The following is a 13163-nucleotide window of genomic DNA, read 5'->3' on the forward strand; positions in this document are numbered from 1 at the left end:
TTCGACTGCTTTCCTAGTGGACGTCAGGATGGATAGTCCGTGAGGGAGCGCAGCGAGCGAACCATGTTGCAGCGCGCCCCTGCGCACGACGGAGCCGAGCGCAAGCGAGGCGTAGTCGTGGGCAGGTGAGCCGTAAGTCGGGGAGCGATGCACCGGATACCGATCAACCAACGACACTTCCGTTCGGGGTGGCTCTGGTCCGCGATCGGCTTGGTGGCCATCGCGGGTGCGGCCGTCTGGCTGACCCGGCCGGAGCCGCTGCGTTGTGTACCGACGGACGCGATGGTTCAGTCCGAGGCATCGCGAACACCGTTGGCCGCCAGCAGTATTGAGCCGACCACGACGCCCGCGCCGCAACCGCAACCCGTCGTCTCGGGCGAGGCGCGCTTCTATTCCTTCAGCGAGGGGGTCGCGTGCTCCTACTCCGAGCTGCCGATGGACGGCTTCTATGTGGGGATGTCGACGCCGGAGTACGGCAGGGCCGAACCGTGCGGGGCGTACCTCGACATCCGAGGGCCGCGCGGGGAGGTGCGTGCGCTCGTCGTCGACCGTTGCCCGGGATGCGCTCCGGGACAACTGGATCTGAGCACCGCCGCCTTCACGCAGATCGCCGATCTGTCCGACGGAGTGGCGAAAATCCACTACAGCGTGGTCCGCAACCCCGAGCCACCGCCGGAACTGTTCTACGAGGTGAAACCGGACTCCACCACCGCCTGGCTCGCGATCCTGTTCAGCGGTGCCGGTAATCCGCTGCGGGAAGTCGCCATCCGCTCGGATGCCGGTGGTCCGTGGCAGTACCTCACCCGCGGCATGGACAATTACTGGTCCATCTCCGGCGCCGGGGAAGGCCCGTTCACCGCGCGGGTCACCGACGTGCACGGCAATGAGGCCGAGATCTTCGGCATCACTCTGGAATCGGGTGAACGGCCGACCGGTGCCCGGCTCTACACCGGGTCGCCACCGATCGCCGCCCCAGCGACCACGCAACCGCCGATAACCTCGCCCACCACCCTCGCGGCCGCACCGCGCTCGCAACCACCGTCGAGCTTGTCCTCGGCAGGCTGTCAGCCCTGACCGAGTTTCGCGGCCAGCGCCCGGCCCGCGGCGCGCCCGGAGAAGATGCATCCGCCCAGGAAGGTGCCCTCCAGCGCGTTGTAACCGTGCACACCGCCGCCACCGAACCCGGCCACCTCGCCCGCGGCGTAGAGGCCGGGGAACTCGGTGCCGTCTTGGCGCATCACCTGTGAGTCGAGGTTGGTTTGCAAGCCGCCCAGCGTCTTTCGGGTGAGGATGTTCAGCCGGACCGCGATCAGCGGACCGGCCGCCGGGTCGAGGATGCGATGCGGCTTGGCCACCCGGCCCAACTTGTCGCCGAGGTAGTGGCGCGCGTTGGTGATCGCCATCAGCTGGCTGTCCTTGAAGTACTTGTTCGTTATTTCCCGGTCCCTGGCCATGATTTGACGTTCCAGCGCGTCGTAGTCCAGCTGCGGACCGCGCGCGATCTTGTTCATTCCGGCGACCAGATCGCGCAGATTGTCCGCGACCACGAAGTCGACGCCGTGCTGTTTGAACGCCTCCACCGGACCCGGTGCGCCCTTGGCGACCCGGCTCTTCATGGTGAGTTTGAGGTCCTTGCCGGTGATGTCGGGGTTCTGCTCCGAACCCGATAGCGCGAACTCCTTCTCGATGATCGACTGGGTGAGGACGAACCAGGAGTAGTCGTAGCCGGTGGCCAGGATCTCCTTCATGGTGGCGTTGGTGTCGAAGCCGGGGAAACACGGTGCGGGCAACCGTTTTCCGTTCGCGTCGAACCACAGCGACGAGGGACCGGGAATGATCCGGATGGCGTGGTCGGGCCAGATCGGATCCCAGTTGTTGATGCCCTCGGTGTAGTGCCACATGCGGTCCCGGTTGACGATGGCGCCGCCGGCGGATTCGGTGATGCCGAGCATCCGCCCGTCCACATGCGCGGGCACGCCGGAAATCATCGTCTCCGGGCACTTGCCGAGCCGTGCGGTCGGCCAGTTGCGGCGGATCATCTCGTGGTTGTGCCCGATGCCGCCGGACGTGACGATCACCGCCTTCGCCCGGAACTCGAACTCGCCCAAAATGTTTCGTGAGGAAGCCTGTCCGCGCGCGAGGTCGCTCTCTTCCAGGACGCTACCGCGCACACCGACGACGGCACCGTCCTCGACGATCAGCTCGTCGACCCGGTGCCGGAAGCTGAAGCCGACCAACCCGCGTCGCTCGCCCGCCAGTACCGGCTCGGCGAACACCCGCACCACCTCGGGCCCGGTGCCCCAGGTGAGATGGAAGCGCGGCACCGAATTCCCGTGCCCGTCGGCGAAACCCCCGCCCCGCTCGGCCCAGCCGACCAGCGGTGTCACCCGCAGTCCGAGCTCGTGCAGATAGTCGCGCTTCTCGGTCGCCGCGAACCGCACGTACGCCCGCGCCCACTGGCGCGCCCACAGATCCTCGTCGTCCCGGTCGAAACCGGCTGAGCCGAGCCAATCCTGCAGCGCGAGTTCGTAGGAGTCCTTGATGCCGAGGCGCCGCTGCTCGGGGGTGTCGACGAGGAACAGCCCGCCGAGCGACCAGAACGCTTGCCCGCCGAGGTTGTTGCGATTCTCCTGGTCCAGCACGTGCACCTGGCGGCCCGCCTTGACCAGTTCGTGGGTCGCGACCAATCCGGCCAGTCCGGCGCCGACGACGATCACGTCTGCCTCTTGCGCGAATTCGGGACTGCTGTTGGACATATTCATCCTTCGGTTTCGGTGCTGTAGGCCAGCACGACGTGGCAGAAGAGTTCGGTGCGCCTGCGGCGCACGATGCGGCTGCGCGGTTCCATCAGCACCTGCACGCTGGTGCCGTCGTGCACCGCGACGAGTGCCTGGCCGAGTGCCTCGGGATCGGGCACGGTGCGGCCGATCCGGGCCAAGCCCGCGACAACGGTCGGCATCAGTGCGGCGACAATCGCCTCTTCACGTGCCGCCATCACCCGTCTCAACTCCGGATTGCGCAGGGCGTGCGTGGTGAATTCCGCGGTGATCCGATACCAGCCCTCGTCGACCGGGACCGCGCGCTCCAGCCGTTCGACGGCGGCGCGCACGTCGTCGGTGCCGCCGACCGGGATCTCGTCGAGGATGCGCTGGACTTCGGCGAGCATGGCAGCCGACCGCTGCTCCCACATCGCCAGGAACAGTTCGTCGAGCGAGCCGAAATTGGAGTAGAAGGCGCCGCGGGTGAAACCGGCCCGCTCGCAGACCCGCTCTACCGTGGCCCGGCCGAACCCTTCCTCGGAGAACGCCTCGTAGGCGGCGGTGAGCAGGCGCTCCCGGGTTTCGGCGCGGCGGCGGGTGACCCGGGTCGCCGAGGTTCCCGCTTCGCTGGACGACGCCATCGGGCACCTCCTCGGACGGGACCGGTAGCCCCGGTCAATGGATACAGAAATGTATTCAATACATAAACGTATCAGATGCGGAGCTGTGACGTGGCGAAACCGGGCAGGTAGGGTCGAACGCAGCTCGAAACGACCGCGCATCCTGACGACAAGGGGAGATCGGTATGAATGAGGTTGCTCGGGCGGCATCGATGACCGGCTGGCGCGTGCGACGCCCGGGCCCGATCGATGCGGCGCCGTTGGATCGAGTGCACGAGCCGGTGCCGGAACCCGCGGCCGACGAATTACTCGTGCGTGTGCTCGCGTGCGGAGTGTGCCGGACCGACCTGCATGTGGCGGAGGGGGACCTGCCGGTGCATCGCGTCGGTGTGGTGCCGGGGCACGAGGTCGTCGGTGAGGTCGTGGCGGTCGGCCCGGGGGTCGGCGCGACAGGGGAGGACTCCCGGATCGTGGAGACCTTCGCGATCGGCGACCGCGTCGGCATCGCCTGGTTGCGGCACACCTGTGGCGCCTGCAAGTTCTGCCTGCGCGGTGCCGAGAACCTCTGTCCCCGTTCGATTTACACCGGTTGGGACGCCGACGGCGGGTACGCCGAATTCGCCACTGTGCCAGCCGCTTACGCGCTTCGGCTGCCGGAAGGCTACGCCGACGACGAAACGGCCCCGCTGCTGTGCGCGGGCATCATCGGCTACCGGGCGTTGCAACGCGCCGACCTACCGCCGGGTGGTCGCCTCGGTATCTACGGCTTCGGCGGCAGTGCGCATATCGCCGCGCAGGTGGCCTTGGCCCGCGGCGCCGAGGTGCACGTGATGACCCGCGACCCGGCGGCGCGAGACCTGGCTCGGGAACTGGGCGCCGCCTCGGCCCAGGGCGCCGCGGATCCGCCTCCGGTGCAACTGGATTCGGCGATCCTGTTCGCGCCGGTCGGTAGTTTGGTGCCGCCTGCCCTCGAGGCGCTCGATCGCGGCGGCGTCCTCGCGATCGCGGGTATCCACCTCAGCGACATACCGGCGCTGAATTATCAGCGGCAGCTGTTCCAGGAGCGGGAAATTCGCTCGGTCACCGCCAACACCCGTGCGGACGCCCGCGAATTTCTCACGCTCGCAGGCGAACATCGCATAGAAGTGACCACCCATGGGTACCCCTTGGGGGCGGCAAATCAGGCCCTCGCCGACCTCGCGCACGGACGTTTCACCGGCGCAGCGGTTCTCGTTCCCTAGAAAAGGGGCGCCAGGACACGATTCGGCGCTGAGTACGCATCGTTCGGGTCCAGTTGCTTGACGGTCGCCTCCGGCGTTCTTACCTTCGCAGATATAGCCGAGTGGCATTTGTCGCTGACAAGTGTCACTCGGCTTCTCACAACGGCGTGAGCGGGTGATCACGATGGCAAACCGGAAGGTAATTCATTTCGAAAAGTGGCGGGTGGTGCAGGCATTCATTGTGCTACTGCTCGTCGCGGGATTCGGAACGACGACAGGATCGAGTGCATGGGCGTCGCCTTGCACGGCGGTCGAGGTGGTGGTCGCACGAGGCACCAATGAACCAGGACATCTGGGTTCGGTGGTCGGCGACCCACTGTATGACACGCTGCGGCAAGTGCTTCCGGTGAGCTCCAGCGCCTATCGCGTCAATTATCCTGCGGATCTGCTCGATCCGACATCGATCAGCCGCGGTACCCAGGACATGACCGCGCACGTGATGTGGCAGGCCTCGATGTGCCCGGACCAGCGATTCATCCTGGTCGGCTACTCGCAGGGTGCGATCGTCACGCACGGTGTGCTCGGCACCGGCATTGTCACGGCGCTCGGCGGCATGCACGTCCTGCCGTTCGAACTCGAATCGAAGGTGGCGGCGGTGCTGCTGTTCGGCGATCCGGTCCGGCTGATCGGCTGGAATGTGCCAGGTCACTACGCGTGGCGCACCGCGAACTACTGCACCGGCGGTGATCCGGTCTGCGGTGCCGGTATCGATTTCGGCCAGCACGGCAACTATGGCTGGGCCATGTGGCCTGCCGCCGAGTTCGCCGCAGCGCGGGTCTGAAGCCCCAACCGGGGAATCCGCGACGGGGGTCGACGCGAAGTCGGCCCCCGCCGTTGCCGGTTCGCCGCCTGCGGTCTGCGCCGCCGGCGGCGAATTGTTCGCTGTGCGCAGCAAATTCTCTGAAACGCCCGTGGTCCTTTTCGATTCGGAAACGCTGCGGCGAAATCCCGTGGAACGCGCGGAGATCGAGCGGGTGCGGCTCGACCGGGCGTGATAGGAACAGCAAATGTCCGATGATCCCGACATCGCACAAGCCAGGGTCTTTCTGGACTTGCTCGCCGCACACGCTCGCACACTCGCGCGCGCCATCAATACCGCCGAAAGGACATTCCAAACGCAGCGGCTGCGCGAACTACACGCCGAGCTGCACACGGTGCGTCACTGCATCGCGCGAATCCACTACCGCTATCCCGATATCGCGCCACCGCGCCGGGCGCGAATCTGAGTGATTCGACGCCCGATCGCTCATAATTTGCGAAATACTGCGGGAAATCGGTGGCGAAGAGTCATACTTTCGTGACTACCACTGCAGACCCGGCACTACCCGGGCCACCCGCGCGGCGGGACCCGGCAGCGCCATGAACGGCATGAGCACGGGTCCGAGCACCGTCAGCGGGCTGCGTCCCGCGTCGCCGCCGGACTCCTTCGACGTCGCGTTCTTCTTCTTGCCCTGTGCCGCAGAGGATTCCCCGAAGAGCCGGAAGCCCTGATGCAGGATCGTCCGCTTCACCGACGGCATGAGCAGATCGACGGCCTGGGCGAAGGTGCCGACCGGGGTGTCGATGCGGTGCGGGCGATCCTCGAGCGCGCGGACCACGATGGCGGCGGCCTGATCCGGGTCGGGCACGGGCAGCGAACGGTAGAGGTCGGTCGGCGCGATCATCGGGGTGCGCACCAGCGGCATCCGTACCGAGGTGAAAGTGATTCCCGCGTCTTGGTTTTCGACGGCGGCGATCTCGCTGAAGTTGTCCAGCGCCGACTTGCTCGCGACATAGGCGGCGAACCGGGGCACCTTGGTCTGCACGGCGATCGAGGAGATATTGACGATGTGGCCGAAGCGCCGGGCCCGCATCGAGGGCAGCAGCGCCAGGATGAGCCGGACCGCGCCGAAGTAGTTGACCGCCATCGTCCGCTCGAAATCGTGCATCCGGTTGGTGGAGTTCACCACCGACCGGCGAATCGACCGGCCCGCGTTGTTCACCAGATAGTCGACGTGGCCGTGCTCGGTGAGGACGGTTTGCACCAGCGTCGCGACCGCGTCCGCGTCGGTGATGTCGCACGGATAGTCGTACGCCACACCGCCTTCCGCACGCACCGAATCCGCCGCGTCAGCCAGGTCGTCCTTGCCGCGGGCCACCATCAGGACGGTGGCGCCGCGCCGGGCGACCGCGTGCGCGGTGGCGAGGCCGATGCCCGACGACGCGCCCGTGATGAGCACGATGCGGCCGTTGAGCGGTTCGCGCGAAATGTCGGGGCGGTCGCGGTGCGGGTCGAGGTTTTCCCGCCAGTACTGCCAGAGCCGTTCGGCGTAGCTGTCGAAGGACGGCACGGACAGTCCGGTGCCGCGCAACTGCGCCCGAGTCGAGTCGGAGATGAACTCCGCCGAGAAGGACGTGTGCGGCGCGACGGCCGGGGGAATGCCCAACTGTTCCAACAGGAAATCGCGCACCGCGGGAACGCCCGGCAGTTGGGACAGCCCGTTCAGCGCGAACGCGCTACCCGGCACGACGCCGACTCCGGTGGGCGCCCCCGCGGCAGCCGCGAGCGCGCCGTACACCTCGCTGAACGGCTGCGGTTCGGGGTTGACCAGGTGGAAGGTGCGTCCGTCCAGGCCCGGACGCCGCACCAGTGCGGCCATGGCCGCGGCGACGTAGTCGACCGGCACGATGTTGGTCGCGCCGAGATCGGGCAGCGGCATCGGCAGTTCCGACGGCAGGGCGGCGAGCTTGGCGATGGCCGGGAAGAAGTAGTAGGGACCGTCGATCTTGTCCATCTCGCCGGTGCGGGAGTCGCCGACGATGATCGCGGGCCGGTACACCCGCCAGCGCACCCCGGTCGATTCGCGGACCAGCTTTTCCGCCGCGAACTTGGTCCGGTGGTACGGCGAGGTCAGCCGCTGTCCGAGGTCGAAGTCCTCCTCGAAGAACTTGCCCTTGTGGTCGCCCGCCACCGCGACCGATGAAACATGGTGCAGCACAGCGCCGAGCGAGCGAGCCAGGGCGAGCACCGACCGGGTGCCCGCGACATTGGCCGCGTGCGCGGTGTCCTCGTCGGCGGTCATGTCGTAGACGGCGCCCAAGTGGATCACGTGGTCGGCCTTCGGCGCCTCGCGGGTGAGGCCGAGTCCGTCCGCGGTGAGATCGCCGACCAGCGAGAACACGCGCTCGCCGCCGTTCCATTTGGTGGCGAGGTCGGCGAACTTCTGCAACGACTCCTCGCGCACCAGCACATGAATGACCGCGTCCGGGTCATTGTCCAGGAGCTCCTGAACGACCCGACGCCCCAAGAACCCGGTACCGCCCGTCACGATGTAGGTAGCCATCGCCCTCTCCTGCTGTTCATTCGAACCGTGTTGTCGCACAAGTCATCCGGCATGCAACGGTGAATGCGGAGATATCGGTTCGGCCGCGACACGCACAACCTGACGCGGTAACAGCGGTCGGGCCGAAAGTAGGAACCCCTTCGTCCTGACTTATAGGAAACAGTAATTGATCCTGATCAACCCCGGCAAGCGTTCCGGACCGGATCGCGATGTGGGACTGATCACGCGTCGGTGCAGGTCAAAGGGTAAGTGTTACAACAATTTCCAGGTATCAGCGTACTGGTCACATGTCCAGTAGGTTGGAGCTATCGAATGGCTATCGCTTCTCGACCGGGGCGGGCGGTACCTGGATGGGTGGCTTGTCGCGGAAGTAGGCTTCGAAAGCGTCGAGATCGGTGGGGCCGGGGACATTGTCGGTGCCCTCGGTGAAGACCGTGAAGCCGTCGCCACCGGCGGCGAGGAAGCTGTTGGTGGTGATGCGGTAGGCGGCCGCCGGGTTGAGCGGCTGACCCGCGATCCGGACGCTGTCGGCAATCACCTTGGCGCCCTTGGCAGCCGAGTCGGAATAGGCGTAGGTGATCCCGGCGGGGGACAGGACGGCGGGCTTGCTGGTATTGCTCCACTGCTGTTCGAGCAGGCGCAGCACCTGCTGGCCGGTGAGGGTGAGGGTGACGACCTGATTGCCGAAGGGCTGCACTGTGAAAATGTCGCCGTAGGTGACCGGCCCGGCCTTCAGGTCGGCGCGGACGCCGCCCGGGTTCATGAAGGCGGCCACCGCGGCAGCCGGGCCGGCGGTGGCCGACAGCATCGAATCGGCGATGACATTGCCCAGCGGCGAGGTGCCCGACGAGTCCGGATCCCGGGGCAGCGTAGTGGCGGCCGCGCCGACCACCCTGGCCGCGCGCGGGCGGGCCTGCTCGGCGTAGAAGTCGACCAGCGCGGTGGTGGCCGCGTCGGGCGGCACGTCCCGGGTCACCACGCGGTTGACCGCCGACGCCTGGACGCCGCCGGGCGTGAATCGCAGTGTCAGATCGGTGATCAGCCGGCCGAAGGAAGCGGCTTGGGTGACCACCTTGCCGTCGATCGTGCACACATAGGACTGGTGGCTGTGCGCGTTGAACAGCGCCTTCACCGCCGGGTCGACGCCTTTGGCGAACCCGGCGACGTTCGGACCGATGTCGGCGCACCCGTTGTAGTCGACCGGGGCGTCTTTGCCGGCGTGCTGACTACCGCCGTTGTGCATCAGCGCCACGACGGTCTCGGCACCCGCCGCCTTCAGCTCCGGCACGTACCGATTGATCGCCGCGACCTCGTCGCCGAATTGGTAGCCCCGAATGCCCTCGGGGAACACGAGATTCACGGTGTCGGGGGTTACCGTGCCGACGACACCGATCTTGTGCCCGCCGACCTCCAGCATGGTCCACGGTTTCAGTGCGGGTGGCAGCTTGCCCTCGGCGTCGGTGACATTCGCGGCCAGGTACGGAAACTTGGCTCCGGTGAACGGTTCGCCCGGCGAACACCCGTCCAGCGCACAACCGCCCTGCTGCAGTCGCGCCAATTCGAGGACACCGCGGTCGAATTCGTGATTGCCGACCGACGAGGCGGCCATCCCGATGTTGTTCATGAACGTGATGGTCGGCTCGTCCCGGAAGAGGCTGGAGACCAGTGGGCTCGCCCCGATATCGTCGCCCGCCGCGACCACCGCGCTCGCCGGGTAGGCCGCCTTCAGTCGCGCCAGATGCGTCGCCAGGTACGCGGCGCCGCCCGCGTCGTACCCGGCGATCTTCCCGGTCGAGCCGACCGGCGGCTGCAAATTGCCGTGGAGGTCGTTGAGCCCGAACAGATGTACCTCGTCGGGCTGGGCCGCGGGCAGATCGTTGGTCGAGATCAGCGGGACAGTGCTCGGCGCGGTCGACGTCGGCCCACTGCCCTTGTCGTCGGCAGTGCCGCAGCCCGCGACCAGTGCGATGCTCATGACCCCGGCAACAACCATGGCGATGCGACGGCGCGCGTTCATGCTCAGACTGTCCCACGCGCGGCCCGGCGCTGCCACCGCACGCGCCCGGCGGGGGCGGTGTTCGCGCGGTGCTCTCACGCAGTTCACCGCGCATTCCGATCGGCTGGCTAGCCATTGAAGGCACAACCAGGTCCCGCTGTGCAGACGATCGGAGTGATGGTCACCATGACGAGTTCGGCATCGGTCTGGTCACCGATCTCATCATCGCCACGCAGGCATCGGTTGTGCTGCTGTCGGAGGCGAATCGGGCCACGAACGCGATCGCGGCGGCGCTGGAGAAGAAGGGGCACAAGTTCAACGCGGTGTCCTCCGGGGACACGGGTCTGCTCTCAGCATATCCGGTCGAGGACAGCGCCGATCTGAAGTGGATGGTCAAGGCGCGGCTGAATGTCGGTGGCAAACGGCTGACCGCCTACGCCGCACATCTCGAATATCGTTGGTACGCGACCTATCTGCCGCGTGGCTACGGTGCGGGCGTGCCCGCGCCCGGCGAGTACTCCGAGCACGGCTGGAACAAGATGCCCGGCGGTCCGGTGACCGACCCGGCCGCGGTCCAGCGGGTCAACATCGCGTCCGGCCGCCCCGACGTGATCGGCACATTCCTCGCCGACGCGAAAGCGGAAGCGGCGGCCGGCAATTCGGTGATCATGGGCGGCGACTTCAACGAGCCCTCGGTGTTCGACTGGACGCCCGCGACGGCGAACCTGTTCGACCACCACGGCGTCGTGCTGCCATGGGAGAGCACGCGCCGACTGCAACAGGCCGGTTTTGTCGACGCCTACCGCTCGACCTATCCGAACCCGGTCACCCATCCCGGATTCACCTGGCCTGCCAGCAACCCCGACGCACCGGTTTCCCAACTCACCTGGGCGCCAGAGGCCGACGAGCGCGACCGCATCGACTACATTTTCGCGGGCCCCGGCTCCGCACTGAACCTGACCGGCGCCGGAATCGTCGGTCCGCGCGGCTCGATTGTGCGCAATGCCCGCCAGGACGAGAACACCCAGGACAATTTCATCGCTTCGCCGGCGAAATGGGTGACCGACCACAAAGCGGTTCTCGCGACTTATCGACTCGACTGACCGCGCCCATCGAGCGGAACACGGATGCGCTCGCACCGTTCCGCGCACCGTGTCCCGCTCGGTGCTCGTCAGCGGAGGGTGTAGCCGCCGTCGGGATAGAGGGTCGAGCCGGTGGTGAAGGTGTTGGTGAAGAGGTAGAGGACGGCGTGGGCGATTTCGTCTTCGGCGGCGGGGCGGGCGAGGACGGATTCGCGGCGGTATTGATCGAATGCGGCTGTGCGGACCGTGTCCGGCCGGTTCGCCCACAGATGGCCGTCGACCGTGCCCGGCGAAACCACGTTCACCCGGACCGGGGCGAGTTCGACCGCGAGGCCGCGGCCGAGGCCCTCGATGGCGGCGTTGCAGGCGACGTAGGCGGGGGCCACGCCGGCGGGACGCGCCGATGCCGCGCCCGCCATCAAGACCACCGAGCCGTCGTCGGCGAGCTTGGGCGCGGCCAAGCGGACCGCGTGGTACTGGCCCCAGAACTTGGAGTCGAAGGGTGACGCGGCGGCCGCCGCGCTGAGTTCGCGCATCGGCCCGACTTCATAGGAGGCGGCAGTCGTGAACAAGTGATCGACGCGCTCGATACCGTCGAAGAAGGCAGCCAGTGCGACGGTGTCGCCGGTATCCACGGTCTGCCAGGTGGCCGCGTCGCCCAGCTCCCGTGCCGCGGCCGCCAATCGCGATGCGGTACGGCCGCCCAACACCACTCGACCGCCTGCCGCCACGACGCCATGGGCGACGCGCAACCCGATGCCGGACCCACCACCGATCAGCACGACCGTACGCCCTCGAAGATCTCCGGCACCGTTCAGCGACATACTGCTGCCTCCCTCGCACAAATCCTTATCCGGCCACTGCCCGCAACCGTTGGGCGACGCACCCTATTCCCGCACGACCGGTGCCGGGCGGCCGCGCAGCATCCGGCTGGTGACCGTCGCACCGCGTGCGTCCGAGGTCAGGCGAGGGACTGGGCGACGACGGCGGCCATCTGGGAGCGGAAGGCGGCGGGGGAGAATGTCTGGGCGTGGGCGCGGATGGCCTCGGGGGCGTAATCAGCGGGGTCGAAGTCGCGCATGACGTCGGCGAGTTGGTCGACGACCGTTTCGTCGGGTCCGTACGGAATGTGTTCGCCGGTGGTGCCCGGGGCTACGGTGTCGAGGGCACCGCCGCGATCCACGGCGAGAACCGGTGTGCCGCACGCCATTGCTTCGACCGGGACGATGCCGAAGTCCTCGACGCCGGGCATGAGCAGCGCGCGGCAGCGACGGTAGGTGTCGAGCAGGACCTCATGCGAGGTGGCGCCGAGGAAGGTGGTTTCCGGGCCCGCGAGGGTTTCGAGCTGCGCGCGGAAACGGCCGTCGCCGAGAACGACGAGACGGCAGCCCGCTCGCTGGGCGGCGCGGACGGCCAGGTCCGGGCGTTTGTACGGGACGAGTCGGCCCGCGAAGAGGAAGAAGTCGTCGCGACCGATCATCGGGTCGGGGGTGAATCGGTCGATCTGGACCGGTGGATAGGTGACCGTCGAGGGCAGCCCCCACCAGTCGCTGATGCGGTCGGCGACGGCGCGCGAGTTGGCTACGACATGGGAAAGCCGTGGGGCGGCGCGCAATTCGGCGCGGCGTGCGAGGCGACCCAGTGCGGTGAGGGCGAGTTGACCCGCCCGGCCGCCCGCCTCCTTGGCGCGGAAGTCCTTGTCCCAAGCCCATCTTGCCGGGCTGTGTACGTAGGCGATGACGGGTGCGTCGGTGGCGAAGACGGCCTGGGTGGCGAAGGCATGGTGGCTGACGACAACGGCGTCGAAGCGGTTCGCGAGCGGGAGCCGGCGCAGAGTGCGGGGGACGAAGGGGAGCAGCGGAGCATGGGAACGACGGCCGGTGCCGAGGTAGGCGCGGCTCAGCCAGGTGTCGTGCACCGTGGTGAGCGGCGGGCGGATTCCGTCGGGGTCGACAATGGGCGCGAAAACTTGCGCACCCGGCCAGGTTCCAGCCAGCTCGCCGACCACCGCCTCGGAACCGCCGAATTCGGTGAACCGCTCGTGCACGATCGCGATGCGCGGTGTGCTCATGCGACCGACGGCTGCTCGGGCGCGAGAACGGT

The 13163-nt window shown here is 67.5% G+C and carries 11 protein-coding genes; 5 read left to right on the top strand and 6 right to left on the bottom strand.

Features of this window, described 5'->3' with window-relative positions:
- Nucleotides 1-147: 147 nt before the first annotated feature.
- Nucleotides 148-1074 carry an expansin EXLX1 family cellulose-binding protein gene (locus ACFK0J_RS18935; protein ID WP_378742105.1) on the top strand — a complete coding sequence of 309 codons (927 nt, stop codon included), beginning with the start codon at nucleotides 148-150 and terminating at the stop codon, nucleotides 1072-1074.
- Here the strand turns inward: ACFK0J_RS18935 and ACFK0J_RS18940 are convergent.
- Nucleotides 1065-2762: an FAD-binding dehydrogenase gene (locus tag ACFK0J_RS18940; protein WP_378742107.1), complete on the bottom strand. Its 1698-nt coding sequence runs from the start codon at nucleotides 2760-2762 to the stop codon at nucleotides 1065-1067. The two genes, ACFK0J_RS18935 and ACFK0J_RS18940, sit on opposite strands and share 10 nt — an antisense overlap.
- Nucleotides 2759-3400: a TetR/AcrR family transcriptional regulator gene (locus ACFK0J_RS18945; RefSeq protein ID WP_378742109.1), complete on the bottom strand. Its 642-nt coding sequence runs from the start codon at nucleotides 3398-3400 to the stop codon at nucleotides 2759-2761. The genes ACFK0J_RS18940 and ACFK0J_RS18945 overlap by 4 nt, the downstream gene beginning before the upstream one ends.
- 191 nt (nucleotides 3401-3591) lie before the next feature.
- Between ACFK0J_RS18945 and ACFK0J_RS18950 the strand changes: the two genes are divergently transcribed.
- The 3 genes from ACFK0J_RS18950 to ACFK0J_RS18960 all read left to right on the top strand — a co-directional run bounded on the left by ACFK0J_RS18950 (nucleotide 3592) and on the right by ACFK0J_RS18960 (nucleotide 5885).
- On the top strand, nucleotides 3592-4620 hold the full coding sequence (locus tag ACFK0J_RS18950; RefSeq protein ID WP_378742903.1) for a zinc-binding alcohol dehydrogenase family protein: 1029 nt from the start codon (nucleotides 3592-3594) through the stop codon (nucleotides 4618-4620).
- A gap of 163 nt (nucleotides 4621-4783) precedes the next feature.
- Nucleotides 4784-5440 (top strand): cutinase family protein, encoded by a 657-nt coding sequence (locus ACFK0J_RS18955; protein ID WP_378742111.1) that lies wholly within the window; start codon nucleotides 4784-4786, stop codon nucleotides 5438-5440.
- A 226-nt stretch (nucleotides 5441-5666) separates the two neighbouring features.
- Entirely contained in the window at nucleotides 5667-5885 is a 219-nt protein-coding gene (locus ACFK0J_RS18960; protein ID WP_378742113.1) for a hypothetical protein, read from the top strand.
- A 75-nt stretch (nucleotides 5886-5960) separates the two neighbouring features.
- Here ACFK0J_RS18960 and ACFK0J_RS18965 read toward each other — a convergent pair whose 3' ends face one another.
- Nucleotides 5961-7982, bottom strand: a complete 2022-nt coding sequence (locus ACFK0J_RS18965; protein ID WP_378742115.1) for an SDR family oxidoreductase — start codon at nucleotides 7980-7982, stop codon at nucleotides 5961-5963.
- 316 nt (nucleotides 7983-8298) lie between these two features.
- A complete protein-coding gene (locus ACFK0J_RS18970; protein WP_378742117.1) occupies nucleotides 8299-9999 on the bottom strand; it encodes a bifunctional metallophosphatase/5'-nucleotidase in 1701 nt (566 codons plus the stop codon).
- 68 nt (nucleotides 10000-10067) lie between these two features.
- Here ACFK0J_RS18970 and ACFK0J_RS18975 point away from each other — a divergent pair, with 68 nt between their 5' ends.
- On the top strand, nucleotides 10068-11081 hold the full coding sequence (locus tag ACFK0J_RS18975) for an endonuclease/exonuclease/phosphatase family protein (protein ID WP_378742119.1): 1014 nt from the start codon (nucleotides 10068-10070) through the stop codon (nucleotides 11079-11081).
- A 68-nt stretch (nucleotides 11082-11149) separates the two neighbouring features.
- Here ACFK0J_RS18975 and ACFK0J_RS18980 read toward each other — a convergent pair whose 3' ends face one another.
- Nucleotides 11150-11884, bottom strand: coding sequence for an SDR family oxidoreductase (locus ACFK0J_RS18980; protein WP_378742121.1), 735 nt, complete (start codon nucleotides 11882-11884; stop codon nucleotides 11150-11152).
- A 137-nt stretch (nucleotides 11885-12021) separates the two neighbouring features.
- On the bottom strand, nucleotides 12022-13131 hold the full coding sequence (locus ACFK0J_RS18985; protein ID WP_378742123.1) for a glycosyltransferase: 1110 nt from the start codon (nucleotides 13129-13131) through the stop codon (nucleotides 12022-12024).
- Nucleotides 13132-13163 lie beyond the last annotated feature (32 nt).

It is taken from the genome of Nocardia brasiliensis (genome assembly GCF_042691675.1).
Lineage (GTDB): Bacteria > Actinomycetota > Actinomycetes > Mycobacteriales > Mycobacteriaceae > Nocardia > Nocardia brasiliensis_D.